General features: G+C 68.3%; 13 protein-coding genes. 7 read left to right on the top strand and 6 right to left on the bottom strand.

Going from position 1 to position 12,382, the window contains the following annotated elements; all coding sequences use genetic code 11:
* Positions 1-674 (bottom strand): PGRS repeat-containing protein (locus tag BN4346_RS48470; RefSeq protein WP_407695088.1); only part of this gene is annotated, 674 nt, incomplete at its 3' end.
* A gap of 141 nt (positions 675-815) precedes the next feature.
* The gene (locus tag BN4346_RS37830) at positions 816-1,721 is read right to left on the bottom strand and encodes an adenylate/guanylate cyclase domain-containing protein (protein ID WP_067973622.1); all 906 of its coding nucleotides are present in this window, start codon (positions 1,719-1,721) and stop codon (positions 816-818) included.
* Between the two features lie 155 nt (positions 1,722-1,876).
* Between BN4346_RS37830 and BN4346_RS37825 the strand changes: the two genes are divergently transcribed.
* On the top strand, positions 1,877-2,995 hold the full coding sequence (locus BN4346_RS37825; RefSeq protein WP_078058686.1) for an oxygenase MpaB family protein: 1,119 nt from the start codon (positions 1,877-1,879) through the stop codon (positions 2,993-2,995).
* Here BN4346_RS37825 and BN4346_RS37820 read toward each other — a convergent pair.
* The 4 genes from BN4346_RS37820 to infC are packed head-to-tail and all read right to left on the bottom strand — an operon-like array spanning position 2,992 to position 5,104.
* A complete protein-coding gene (locus BN4346_RS37820) occupies positions 2,992-3,774 on the bottom strand; it encodes a TrmH family RNA methyltransferase (protein WP_067973617.1) in 783 nt (260 codons plus the stop codon). The genes BN4346_RS37825 and BN4346_RS37820 overlap by 4 nt on opposite strands.
* 14 nt (positions 3,775-3,788) lie before the next feature.
* The gene (rplT, locus tag BN4346_RS37815; protein ID WP_067973613.1) at positions 3,789-4,178 is read right to left on the bottom strand and encodes a 50S ribosomal protein L20; all 390 of its coding nucleotides are present in this window, start codon (positions 4,176-4,178) and stop codon (positions 3,789-3,791) included.
* A 56-nt stretch (positions 4,179-4,234) separates the two neighbouring features.
* On the bottom strand, positions 4,235-4,429 hold the full coding sequence (rpmI, locus tag BN4346_RS37810; RefSeq protein WP_067973610.1) for a 50S ribosomal protein L35: 195 nt from the start codon (positions 4,427-4,429) through the stop codon (positions 4,235-4,237).
* A gap of 6 nt (positions 4,430-4,435) precedes the next feature.
* Entirely contained in the window at positions 4,436-5,104 is a 669-nt protein-coding gene (gene infC / locus BN4346_RS37805) for a translation initiation factor IF-3 (protein ID WP_235653751.1), read from the bottom strand.
* 344 nt (positions 5,105-5,448) lie between these two features.
* On the opposite strand from infC, the gene lysX reads away from it, so the two are divergent.
* From lysX to BN4346_RS37775, 6 genes are read left to right on the top strand one after another with little or no spacing between them, the layout of a single operon-like run.
* A complete protein-coding gene (gene lysX, locus BN4346_RS37800; RefSeq protein ID WP_067973605.1) occupies positions 5,449-8,796 on the top strand; it encodes a bifunctional lysylphosphatidylglycerol synthetase/lysine--tRNA ligase LysX in 3,348 nt (1,115 codons plus the stop codon).
* Positions 8,797-8,855: 59 nt separating this feature from the next.
* Positions 8,856-10,205: an alpha/beta hydrolase gene (locus BN4346_RS37795; protein WP_078058694.1), complete on the top strand. Its 1,350-nt coding sequence runs from the start codon at positions 8,856-8,858 to the stop codon at positions 10,203-10,205.
* A gap of 8 nt (positions 10,206-10,213) precedes the next feature.
* Positions 10,214-10,630, top strand: coding sequence for a DUF6653 family protein (locus BN4346_RS37790; RefSeq protein ID WP_235653650.1), 417 nt, complete (start codon positions 10,214-10,216; stop codon positions 10,628-10,630).
* Between the two features lie 10 nt (positions 10,631-10,640).
* Positions 10,641-10,877, top strand: a complete 237-nt coding sequence (locus BN4346_RS37785) for a hypothetical protein (RefSeq protein ID WP_067973664.1) — start codon at positions 10,641-10,643, stop codon at positions 10,875-10,877.
* 3 nt (positions 10,878-10,880) lie between these two features.
* Positions 10,881-12,053, top strand: a complete 1,173-nt coding sequence (locus BN4346_RS37780) for a winged helix DNA-binding domain-containing protein (protein ID WP_067973599.1) — start codon at positions 10,881-10,883, stop codon at positions 12,051-12,053.
* A gap of 25 nt (positions 12,054-12,078) precedes the next feature.
* Positions 12,079-12,321, top strand: coding sequence for a ribbon-helix-helix protein, CopG family (locus tag BN4346_RS37775; RefSeq protein ID WP_067973597.1), 243 nt, complete (start codon positions 12,079-12,081; stop codon positions 12,319-12,321).
* Positions 12,322-12,382 lie beyond the last annotated feature (61 nt).

Genomic DNA, 12,382 nt, shown 5'->3' with positions numbered 1-12,382 from the left:
CCGTTGCCACCATCCCCGCCCGCGCCACCCGCGCCGCCGATGCCCATGAACGCGCCGCCGCGGCCGCCCGCGCCGCCGTCACCGCCCACCGCGCCCGCACCACCGGCGCCGCCGTTGCCGAACCAGCCGGCGTTGCCGCCGGCGCCGCCGCCGATGGTCGCGGCCGCGTCCTTGTCAGCGCCCACGGAGTAACCGGCGCCGCCGTCACCGAACCACAGCCCGCCGTTGCCACCGTCAGGGTGCTCAGCTGTTCCGGCAGCACCGTCGCCGATGTAGATCTGGCCCTCGGGCGCCCAGCTGTTGACCATGTTGATGATCCAGGCGTTGGCCGAGTTGTCGATAAACGACTCCACGGACGAGTGCAGCGGCTGATAGATCAGCGTGTTGAACAGCATCGATACGTCGAACACACTGGTGTCGGCGGCGCTACCCGGTTCAGCCGACGAGTTGAACCACGAACTGATGTCCCAGGCGTTGTTGTCCCAGCCGGTGCCCGAGTCTGAGACGGGGGTGAACAGGTTGTCCAGCCAGTCGAAATCCCAGTCGGCGTGCGCCGTGGGAGCGGCTGCCAGCGGGGCCATGCCGAAGGTCAGGAACGCCGCCGCCGTGCCACCGGCACCCACCAACCGATTCGTCTTTCGGTGGTTGTTCCGACGCTGCTGCCGACCTGACATGATTCCCCGCTTCTGCGTTAAGGCGACCTGTGTAAACCGGTCAAATAGTTACGTTGCTCACCGCAGGGTATTCCAAGGAACGGGGTTCATCCACTCGTGCGAGGCGACCTGACCGGCCACAAGGAAGTTAAGGACCTGCAATCAGTCTGCGTCCGAAGGGCTCTGGCGAACTACCTTGAGGCGGTACATCGTCAGATCTGCCGGGACACCGCTGGTCTTGGCCGCAAGCACCTGACGGCGCGCCCGCTTGGCTACCACACCCAGCTCATTGAGGGCGGCCGGATCGATACGTTCCAATGTCGGCCCAGAAACCACGATCCCGCCCTTGGCGGCGCGCTCCATGACCCGGGCGGCAATGTTGACGTCCACGCCGAGCCAGTCGTCGGCCAGCCGCTGCGGCCGGCCGGTGTGGATGCCGACCCGCATCCGCGGCGTGTGCCCGTTGACCTCGACGTGGCGGATGGCCTCTTGCGCCGCTAGGACCGCGGCAACGGCGACCAGCGGGTCGCGGAACACGGCCATCAGCCCGTCGCCCATCCGTTTGACGATGCGGCCACCGGCGTCCAGCAACGGCGGCTCGATCGCCCGCGACACCCGCCGCAGCAGGGTCAGGGTGGCGTCGTCGCCGGACTGCAGGGACCACGTGGAGAAGCCGACCAGGTCGGTGAAGACCAGCGTCGCCTCGGCGTTGCCGGGCACCCGCGACATCCGTTGGGTCAGGGCCTGCCACACCTGTAGGGCACCCAGGCTGACTTCGCGGGAGGCCGCCGAGCGATCTCCCATTAGGCGATCGGCGGCCCGCGCGGCGGCCTGCGGTCCCCCATCACCGGCGGTGGACAACGGATCACCGAACTCTGGATCCCCGGGCAGCACCCGTCGCACCCGCCGGACCAGGTCGACGATCCGGACGTCGTTGGTGGTGCGGTTCAGCCAGGCCGCGGCCTCGTCCAGGGAGAACGATGGGCGGTGGTCGGGGCTGGGCTGGTCGGGCATCTCCACCGCCTCCCCGAGCCCATCAGCCTGCCGAGGGGCCGGCTCGAGGTCCATGAGATTCAGGGTAGGTGGCGCTCGTCGACACCGGCAACGACCCCGACAGTGGTGCACGACACGCTCGGCGATTTCGGCGCGACGCGCCACAGCGAATGTAGACAACGATCGTTGTCACAATTATCGTTGTTTCAGGTTCCAAGACAGGAGACGTGATGACAGTTACGCCGACCGCGGCCGTTGAGCAGGCGCCTGCGCCCGCCGAAGAAAGTGCCCCGAGCGTTGCCAAAACCGCTCCCAAACCCGCTCCCGCGGTGGAGCCGTTGAACGCCGACTCGTTGACCTGGAAGTACTTCGGCGACCTGCGCACCGGCATCATGGGCGTGTGGATCGGCGCCATCGAGAACATGTACCCCGGCCTGGGCGCGGGCGTGACGGAGCACTCCAGCATCTTGAGCGAGCCGATGCAACGCGTCACGCGCTCGGTGTACCCGATCATGGGCGTGGTCTATGACGGCGTCCGAGCCCAGCACACCGGCGCCTCGATCCGCGACTACCACCGCGACATCAAAGGCGTGGACGAGAAGGGCCGGCGCTATCACGCGCTGGACCCCGACACCTTCTATTGGGCGCACGCCACGTTCTTCATGCTGATCATCAAACTCGCTGAGTACTTCGACGGCGGGCTCACCCTGGCCGAGAAGCACCAGCTCTTCGACGAGCACGTGCGGTGGTACCAGATGTACGGCATGAGCATGCGCCCGGTGCCGAAGTCCTGGGAAGAGTTCTGCGAGTACTGGGACCGGGTTTGCGAGGACGAGCTGGAGCTGACACCGGCTGCCATGGACATCTTGAACATCCGCATCCCGAAGCCGTGGTTCGTGCCCATGCCCGACGCGGTGTGGCACCAGATGTTCAAGCCGGCCCTGGCCGCCCAACGCTGGGTGGCGGCCGGATTGTTCGAGCCGGCGGTGCGGGAAAAGGCCGGTCTGCGCTGGTCAGAAGGTGACGAGGTGCTGCTACGGCTGCTGGGCAAGATCAGCCACGTGGCATTCAGCTTCGTACCCGACGAGATTCGGCTGCACCCGCGCGCGTTGGCCGGGTACCGGCGCGAGCAGGGCAAAATCCCCAGCGACACAGCGCCGATCGAGGCCCCCTGGTTCAGCGGACCGCCAAAAGACCGGCGCCGCAGCGGGATGCACTACGTCCCGCCGGTCAGCCGGGGCATGAAGTTGGTCGAGCGCGCCGGTGCGCTGATGCACAGCACCTTCTCACTGGCCGCCGGCAGCGGTCTGACCCCGCGGCCGCCGCGCCGCAAGCCCAAGGCCGCCTAAGCCCGGCGCTGGGCTCGCGCGCTCTGGTAGAGGCAGATCGCTGCTGCGGCAGCAACATTGAGGCTCTCAGCGCCGCCTGCCATCGGGATGTGCACCCGGTGGTCGGCGGCGGCTGCGGCCTCGGCCGGCAATCCCTGGGCCTCCGGACCGAACAGCCACGCCGTGGGCGCGGTCAGCACCGAGTCGGCGTCGTCGAGACTCAGTTCGCCATCAAGAGCCGTCGCCAGCACCTGCAGCCCCGCCTCCCGCAATGTGGTGAGCACGGCATCGGTGTCGGCCGCCACCACGACCGGGATGTTGAAGATGCTGCCCGCGGACGAGCGCAGGCATTTGCCGTTATAGGGATCGACGCTGTTGCCGGTCAGCACCACCAAGTCGGCGCCGGTGGCGTCGGCGATGCGGATCAGGGTGCCGGCGTTACCGGGCTCGCCGATGCCCACGGCCACCGCCACCAGTCGCGGGGCGTCGGCCAGTAGTATCTGCAGATCCGCTTCGGTATGCGCGCACACCGCAACCAATCCGGCCGGGGTAACGGTGTCCGACAACGCTTTAGCCGCGCGGTCGGTGACCAGTTGGACCGGTACCTGCGCGTCAGTCAGCAGATCGTGGTGCCGCTGCGCCGCCGACTCGGTGGCGAAGATCTCGAGGACCAAGCCGCGAGTGATCGCGGCCTCGATCAGATTCCGCCCCTCGGCCAGGAAGCGCTGTTCGCGCTTCCTGGCCACGTGCCGATGCAGCTTGACCGCCGCGACCACCCGGGCCGAACGTTCGGTCAGCATCGGCTCGGTTCGGGTCAGGCAGCCTCGCCGGACGGCGCGTTGACGTCCTCAGGCAGCGCGGCCCGAGCGACCTCGACCAGCGCGGTGAACGCAGCCGGGTCGCTGACGGCGATCTCGGCGAGGTTCTTGCGGTCCACCTCGACACCGGCGGCCTTGAGGCCCTGGATCAACCGGTTATAAGTGATGTCGTTGGCGCGAGCCGCCGCGTTGATCCGCGTGATCCACAGCTTGCGGAAGTCGCCCTTGCGTGCGCGACGGTCCCGGTAGGCGTAGGTCATTGAGTGCAGCTGCTGCTCTTTGGCCTTGCGGTACAGCCGCGACCGCTGGCCACGGTAACCCTTCGAAGCCTTCAGGACTGTACGGCGCTTCTTCTGCGCGTTGACTGCGCGCTTCACGCGTGCCATGGGATGTTCCTACTCTCGTTGGACGTAAGGGGAATTGCGGTACCAGAAAGCGGCAATCAGCCGTTCAGCATCGCGTTGACGCGCTTGGTGTCGTTGGCAGCCACCTCGGTGCGGCCGGCCAGCCGACGGGTGCGGGTGCTCGGCTTGTGCTCGAGCAGGTGGCGGGCGTTGGCCTTCTGCCGGACGATCTTGCCGGTTCCGGTGCGACGGAACCGCTTCGAAGCGCCGCTGTGGGTTTTCGCCTTAGGCATGTTTCCTCAGTTCTGGTGTCGGGTTTTCAGTTCTCGGGCTGTGGCTCGGCCGGGGGTAGCGGGTGCGGGTGCGGGGTGAACCGCGCCGCCACCGGCGTCCTCTGCAGCCTTGGCACGGGTTTTCGCGCCGCGGTGCGGTGCCAGCACCATCGTCATGTTGCGTCCGTCTTGCTTGGCGGAGGTCTCGACGAAGCCGTACTCGGCAACGTCGGCGCCCAGCCGCTGCAGCAGGCGGTAGCCGAGCTCGGGCCGGGACTGCTCACGGCCGCGGAACATGATCGTCACCTTGACCTTGGCCCCGGCTTCGAGGAAGCGGACCACGTGGCCCTTCTTCGTCGCATAGTCGTGGTCGTCGATCTTGGGACGCAGCTTCTGTTCCTTGACGACGGTCTGCTGCTGGTTCTTGCGAGACTCGCGCTCCTTCTGAGCCGCCTCGTACTTGTACTTGCCGTAGTCCATGATCTTGCAGACCGGCGGTTTGGCGGTCGGTGCGACTTCGACAAGATCAAGATCGGCATCCGCGGCGACGCGAAGCGCATCTTCGATGCGCACAATGCCTACCTGTTCCCCGCCCGGGCCGATCAAACGAACCTCAGGTACACGAATGCGCTCGTTGACGCGGATCTCAGTGCTGATGGGACCTCCTTGGGTAGTCTTCGGTCGCGGCCGCCGCAGTGCTCGTCCGGACGCAGCGGCGCTGACCCCACCCACCAGCAAAAAAGCCCTGCACGAAGCAGGGCCCATACCGACCGATCACGGCCTGAAGAGCATCAAGCCGCCTGCGCATCGCACAGAGCAGACGGTTTACACCGCCTGCGACCGGACCACTGAGCCGCAAGGATTGCTCCTCGGCTAGAGGTGGGAGGGAACTCCACTTGCTGTCCTGGCGTACGCCGGGACGGTCGCGTTAGGGAGTCTAGCAGCTGCTGCGCACTGCTTCCGCCTGGCGATCATCCCACCGGCGATTCCTCACGTCCTTTTCGTCCTTTTCGCGGGTTTCCTGCTTATTCTCGCGGGCTATGACGTTGACTGTGCCGCCTGTGTCGCGCTCGCGCGGCCGCGCGACGACTCGGTTCTACTGGGTGCCCGCTGCGGCCGCCTGGGCCGTCGGTATCGCCGCCACATTGTTGCTGGCGGCGAGCATGTCACCGGTGATCCGGTGGGCGATCCGGGTGCCTCGGGAGTTCATCGACAAATACCTGTTCAATTTCCCCGACACCAGCCTGGCCTGGGCGTTCGTGCTGGCCCTGCTGGCCGCCGCGCTCAGCGCGCGCAAGCGCATCGCCTGGTGGTTGCTGATCGCCAACCTGGTGGTCGCCGGCGGCTGGAACGCCAGCCGGCTGGTGTCGGACACCTCCGACCGGTTCCAAGTCATCAGCGGCGTCGTGGGCCTGGTACTGCACGTCGGCGCGATCGTGGTGCTGGTGCTGGCCCGCAGCGAGTTCTGGGCCAAGGTGCGCCGCGGCGCCCTGCTCAAATCGGCCGCGACGCTGATCGCCGGCTGGACCGTCGCGATCCTGCTGTGCTGGGGCCTTATCGAGCTGTTCCCCGGGACGGTGACCCGCCCGCTGCGGCTGCCCTATGTGGTGAACCGGGTGGTCGGCTTCGGGCTGTTGGAGCCGGACTTCTTCCCCGGCAAGCCGGAGCTCGGACTGCGCGCGCTCTGCGGGTTGCTGGGCGCGCTGGCCCTGATCATCGCGGCCATCGTGCTATTCCTGTCCCAGCGCTCCGACAACGCCCTCACCGGCCAGGACGAGTCGGCGATCCGCGGGCTGCTCGAGCAGTACGGCCAGAACGACTCGCTGGGCTACTTCGCCACCCGCCGCGACAAGTCGGTGGTGTTCGCCCCCAACGGGCGCGCCGCCATCACCTACCGGGTCGAGGTGGGGGTCTGTCTGGCCAGCGGCGATCCGGTGGGCGACCCCAGAGCGTGGCCGCAGGCCATCCATACCTGGCTGCGGGTCTGCAAGGACTACGGCTGGGCACCCGGCGTGATGGGGGCCAGCTTCGCCGGTGCACAGGCCTTCCGCGACGCTGGCTTGAGCGCCCTGGAACTGGGCGACGAGGCGATCTTGCGCCCCTCGGAGTTCAAACTGTCCGGACCGGATATGCGCGGGGTGCGCCAGGCGGTGACCCGCGCCCGCCGCTCGGGCCTGACGGTGCGGATGCGCCGGCACGGCGAGATCGGCGCCGACGAGATGGCCCGCGTCATCGAACACGCGGATGCCTGGCGCGACACCGAATCCGAGCGCGGGTTCTCCATGGCGCTGGGCCGCCTCGGCGATCCGGCCGACTCCGACTGTCTGCTGGTCGAGGCGGTACGCGGCGATCCGCGCACCGGTGAGGTCGTGGCGATGCTGTCGCTGGTGCCGTGGGGGCACAACGGGGTGTCGCTGGATCTGATGCGCCGCTCCCCGCAATCGCCCAACGGCACCATCGAACTGATGGTCAGCGAACTGGCACTGCAGGCCGCCACCATCGGCGTCAGCCGGATCTCGTTGAACTTCGCCATGTTCCGGGCCGCCTTCGAACAGGGCGCGCAGCTGGGCGCCGGTCCGGTGCTGCGACTGTGGCGCCGGCTGCTGATGTTCTTCTCCCGCTGGTGGCAGCTGGAGACGCTGTACCGGTCGAACATGAAGTATCGGCCGGAGTGGGTGCCGCGCTACGCCTGCTACGAGGATGCCCGGCTGATCCCCCGAGTCGGGGTGGCCTCGGTGATCGCCGAAGGCTTTCTGGTGCTGCCCTTCTCACGGCGCAACGAGCAGCACACCGGACACCACTCGGCCGTGCCGGCGACCGTGGCCGCCTCCGGGCGGCTGCACAACGACGGGACCGCACCCGACGACGTCGACGGCGCTGCCGCCGACGCCTTCGCCGAGCCCCCCGAGACGCTCCCCCGGCTGCCCGAACAGGTCCGAGTCCGGATGGCCAAGCTGAAGTCCTTGCAGGACAGCGGCGTCGACGCCTACCCGGTGGGCGCCCCGCCCAGCCACAGTGTGGCCCAAGCCCTGGCCAGCGACGCTACGGAGACCGTGTCGGTGGCCGGGCGGGTGCTGCGGATGCGCGACTACGGCGGCGTGCTCTTCGCCCAACTGCGCGACTGGTCCGGCGAGGTGCAGTTGCTGCTGGACAACTCGGTACTCGCGCAGGCCGACGGGGAGGCGCGCGCCGCGGACTTCAGTGCGGGCGTCGATCTCGGCGACCTGGTCGAGGCGACCGGCCGAATGGGCCACAGCCGCAACGGAACACCGTCGCTGCTGGTGGAGCACTGGCGGCTGGTCGGCAAATGCCTGCGCCCGCTGCCCGACAAGTGGAAAGGCCTGACCGACCCGGAGGCTCGGTTACGGACTCGCTATGTGGACCTGGCGATCAACACCGAAGCCCGCGAGCTGATCGCAGCCCGCAGCAATGTGCTGCGTTCCATCCGGGACACCTTGTACGCCAAGGGATTCCTGGAGGTCGAGACTCCGATCCTGCAGCAGCTGCACGGCGGGGCGAACGCACGCCCGTTCATTACCCACATCAACGCCTACGGCCTGGACCTGTATCTGCGGATCGCCCCGGAGCTCTACCTCAAGCGGCTGTGCGTGGGCGGGGTGGAGCGGGTGTTCGAGCTGGGCCGAGCATTTCGCAATGAGGGCGTCGATTACAGCCACAACCCGGAGTTCACCCTGTTGGAGGCCTACCAGGCCCACGGCGACTACCTGGCTTGGATCGACGGGGCGCGCGAGCTGATCCAGAACGCCGCGGTGGCGGCCAACGGTGCTCCGGTGGTGATGCGACTGGGGGCCGGCGACAAGCTCGAGGCGGTCGACATCTCCGGGCAGTGGCCGGTGCGCAGCGTGCACGACGCGGTGTCCGACGCGCTCGGCGAGCAGATCGACGCCGGCACCGATCTGGCCACCCTGCGCCGGTTGTGCGACCGCGCCGGTGTCCACTACCTGCGGCAGTGGGATGCCGGGGCGGTGGTGCTCGAACTCTACGAGCACCTGGTCGAGGCCCGCACCGAGCAACCCACGTTCTACACCGACTTCCCCACCTCGGTCTCGCCGCTGACCCGACCGCACCGCAGCAAGCCGGGAGTGGCCGAGCGGTGGGACCTGGTGGCGTGGGGCGTCGAGCTGGGCACCGCCTACAGCGAACTCACCGATCCGGTGGAGCAGCGCCGCCGGCTGCACCAACAGTCGCTGCTGGCCGCCGGCGGCGACCCCGAAGCCATGGAACTCGACGAAGACTTCCTGCAGGCCATGGAGTACGCGATGCCCCCGACCGGCGGGCTGGGCATGGGCGTGGACCGGATCGTCATGCTCATCACCGGCCACAGCATCCGGGACACCCTGCCGTTTCCGCTGGCCAAGCCCCGTTGAGAGGCATTCCGGTCCATCATGGAGGGGTGATCCTGGCCAGTGGCGAACACACCTCGCTGATGCATGGCTGGATCCCGGTCACGGTGCAGGCGGCGGCGGTGTTGTCGCTGGTCCTGGCCGTGGGTTGGCGGTCGCGCCGCTGGCTGTGGCGGCTGCCGCTGATCGCCGGCTTGGGGCTCGCGGCCGCGGGGTACGCGTACTGGTTCGTCACCGACGACGGCCTGTCCGGTCAGCCGCCCCCGCTGACCCTGTGGTTGTGGATCACCCTGACCGGCGCCGCCGCGGCGCTGCTGGTGCTGGGCTGGCAAGGTGCGGCCTGGTGGCGCCGCGGCATCGCCCTGTTGGCGGTGCCGCTGTGTCTGATCAGCGCGGGACTGACGCTCAACGCCTGGGTCGGTTACTTCCCGACCGTGCAGAGCGCGTGGGGCAACCTGACGTCTGGACCACTGCCCGACCAGAGCGACCTGGCCGCGGTACAAGCGATAGCCGGCTCGGGCACCCTGCCCGCGCGCGGTCACGTGCTGAAAGTGGCGATTCCCGCCGACGCCTCGCATTTCAAGCATCGCGGTGAACTGGTGTACCTGCCTCCGGCGTGGTTCGCCCAAAGTCCGCCTCCGGCGCTGCCGGCCGTGATGATGATCGGCGGCGAGTTCAACACTCCCGCCGACTGGCTGCGCTCCGGGGGCGCGATCAAGGCCGTCGACGACTTCGCGGCCGCGCACCACGGCAACGCACCGGTGCTGGTGTTCGTCGACTCGGGCGGCTCCTTCAACAATGACACCGAATGCGTCAACGGCCCACGCGGTAACGCCGCCGACCATCTAACCGAAGACGTGGTGCCATATGTGATCTCGCAGTTCGGGGTCAGCGCCGAACCGTCGCACTGGGGTGTGGTCGGCTGGTCCATGGGCGGCACCTGCGCGGTCGACCTGACCACGATGCACCCCGACAAGTTCAGCGCCTTTGTCGACATCGCCGGCGACCTGAGTCCCAACACGGGAACCCGCTCCCAGACCATCAGCCGGCTGTTCGGCGGCAGCGTCGACGGCTGGGCAGCGTTCGACCCGTCGACGGTGATCGCCAAGCACGGCCGATATTCCGGGATTGCGGGGTGGTTCGCGGTGAACGGCAGCGCTACGAAGTCCGACACCGGCGGTCAGCTGGCCGCCGCGAAGTCGCTGTGCACGCTGGGCCAGGCCAACGGCATCGACTGCGCCGTGATCACCGAACCGGGCCAGCATGACTGGCCGTTCGCCGGGAGGGTGTTCACCCACGCGCTGCCGTGGCTGGCCGGCCGGCTGAGCACCCCGGGGGTGCAACCGGTTCCGTTCCCGGGGGCCTCCCAAGATGCCGCCGGGCCGGCAACCTCGCACGTCCATCCCTCGCACGTCCATCCGAAGGGCAGGTGATCCGCGCGATGCCGACCATCGCCCGCATCCGCCGCGCGGTTTTCGCCCGGCACGCCAACCCCTGGAGCGCCTGGACCCGCTGGGCAACGACACCGCTGATCTTGGTCCCGATGTGGCGACGGTCATGGCGGGATGCCGCATGGTTGTCGGTGTGGTTCGCGCTGAACCCGGTGATCTTTCCTGCGCCGGCCAACCAGTCAGCTTGGTCGACGCGCGCGATGCTCGGCGAGGAACAGTGGGTCATCACCCGGCCTCGAGACGCAGCCCTGCTGGTGAATCTGGCCGGCAGCGCGGCGACCGGGACGGCACTGCTCTACGCCCGGCTGCGCCGACTCGGGCCGGCAATGATCGCGACGGCGGCAGCGATGGCGCTCACCATGGGCTACTGGGCATTGATGGTCCGCTACTTCGATCGCCGGCGGTAACGTGGCGACCATGGGTGACGAGCCAAGCGACCCGCCGGCCGACAGCGGATACGACCCCACCGGCGTGCCGACGTTCGACTCGGTGCGCGAGAAGATCGAGCGCCGCTTCGAGACCTCGATCGGCGCCCACGAACTGGATTCGGAGACACCCGAAGGCCGCGGCGTCGAGCAGCAGTTCGAGGACCGCCAGCGCGCGGCCGCCGACCGGCTGGAGCAGATCCGCAAGTCGATGCAGGGTAAACACTGACCGGTGCGCACCTTCACCATCGCCGAACGGCGACACCGTTTGGCGCGCAGACACTTTCTTGCCCCCGACACCGCTGCCGAGCCGATACCCCGGATCGCGGCAACATTGGTCGGGCTGCACGCCACCGACCCCGCGACGCCGTACCTGTCACTGTGGGCGCGGCGCCCGGAGTTCGCTGTGGCCGACCTCAACGACGCCCTGTATGAAAAGCGTTCGTTGGTCAAGCATCTGGCGATGCGCCGCACACTGTGGGTGTTCGATCCCGCCGACCTGCCCGCCGTCCAGGCCGCGGCCAGCGACCGGGTGGCCGACACCGAACGGCGCAAGCTGATCGCCGATGTGGCCAAAGCGGGCGTGGCCGACGACGGCGAAAGATGGCTGACCCAAGCCAGCGCCGCGGTGCTGGCCCATCTCGAGGAGAACGGCCCGGCCAGCAGTAGTGCGCTGCGCGCGGCCCTGCCCGAACTGGCCGGCACCTACAATCCCGCTCCCGGGAAGTCCTACGGCGGCCAGACCCCTCTGGCGCCACGCGCGTTGACCGTGCTGGGCGCGCAGGGCCACATCGTGCGGGGTCCGAACGAGGGCGGCTGGACCTCGTCGCGGCCGCAATGGACTACGACGACCAGCTGGCTCGGCAAATCCGCCGCGATGGCGGCCGAACCGGCGCAGACCCAGCTGATCCGAACCTGGCTGCGGGCGTTCGGCCCGGCCACCGCTGAGGACATCAAGTGGTGGTTCGGCACCACCAAGACGGTGGTCCGCAAGGCGTTGAGCGAGATCGGCGCCGTCGACGTCGACCTGCACGGCACGCCCGGCTATGCGCTGGCCGACGACCTAGACCCCGAGCCCGAGCCCGAGCCGTGGGGTGCGCTGCTACCGGGCCTCGACGTCACCACCATGGGCTGGTATCAGCGCGACTGGTATCTCGGCGAGCACCGCGGCCAACTCTTCGACAACACCGGCAACGCCGGGCCCACGGTGTGGTGGAACGGCCGGATCGTCGGCGGCTGGTATCAGAACGCGGCCGCCGAGGTGCAGCTGCAGCTGCTCGAAGACCCGGGCCGCCAGGCCCGCGACGTGTTGACGCGCCGGGCGCAGGAGCTCACCGCGTGGCTGGACGGGGTGCGGGTGCCGCCGCGGTTCCCGTCACCGCTGGTGAAGGCGGGCAACCGCTGAGTTATGGTGCAGGTACCATAACCATATGGCTCTGAAGAAGACGACGGTGATGGTCGACGAGGACGACCTGGCGGTGATCAAAGAAGCGGCCGCGCGGGACGGACGACCCGAGTCCGAGTACTTCCGCGAAGCCTTCCACCTCGCCGCCTTGCGGGCTCGTCGCTGGTCTGAGGACTGGGACATTCCCGCGTTGAGCTTCGGACATCCGGTGACGGCTGACGAGGTCCATCAGGTAGTTGCTGGGGCTGCTGGGCGCACTACCGAATGATCCTCGTGGGCGACACCTTCGTAAGTGCGGTTTGTCAAGCGGTTGGGGCGGCCTGCCCTGT

The sequence above is a fragment of the Mycolicibacter icosiumassiliensis genome (assembly GCF_900078685.2).
Taxonomy (GTDB): Bacteria; Actinomycetota; Actinomycetes; order Mycobacteriales; family Mycobacteriaceae; genus Mycobacterium; species Mycobacterium icosiumassiliensis.
The sequence above is the reverse complement of the archived record's forward strand: the minus strand, read 5'-3'. Positions and strand labels throughout refer to the sequence as shown.

Coding starts and splice junctions, on each gene's coding strand:
- BN4346_RS37795 (WP_078058694.1), top strand. CDS start 8,856: ATGCATGGCTGGATCCCGGTCACGGTGCAGGCGGCGGCGGTGTTGTCG.
- BN4346_RS37830 (WP_067973622.1), bottom strand. CDS start 1,721: ATGGACCTCGAGCCGGCCCCTCGGCAGGCTGATGGGCTCGGGGAGGCG.
- rpmI (WP_067973610.1), bottom strand. CDS start 4,429: ATGCCTAAGGCGAAAACCCACAGCGGCGCTTCGAAGCGGTTCCGTCGC.
- BN4346_RS37775 (WP_067973597.1), top strand. CDS start 12,079: ATGGCTCTGAAGAAGACGACGGTGATGGTCGACGAGGACGACCTGGCG.
- rplT (WP_067973613.1), bottom strand. CDS start 4,178: ATGGCACGCGTGAAGCGCGCAGTCAACGCGCAGAAGAAGCGCCGTACA.
- BN4346_RS37825 (WP_078058686.1), top strand. CDS start 1,877: ATGACAGTTACGCCGACCGCGGCCGTTGAGCAGGCGCCTGCGCCCGCC.
- lysX (WP_067973605.1), top strand. CDS start 5,449: ATGACGTTGACTGTGCCGCCTGTGTCGCGCTCGCGCGGCCGCGCGACG.
- BN4346_RS37790 (WP_235653650.1), top strand. CDS start 10,214: ATGCCGACCATCGCCCGCATCCGCCGCGCGGTTTTCGCCCGGCACGCC.
- BN4346_RS37820 (WP_067973617.1), bottom strand. CDS start 3,774: ATGCTGACCGAACGTTCGGCCCGGGTGGTCGCGGCGGTCAAGCTGCAT.
- BN4346_RS37785 (WP_067973664.1), top strand. CDS start 10,641: ATGGGTGACGAGCCAAGCGACCCGCCGGCCGACAGCGGATACGACCCC.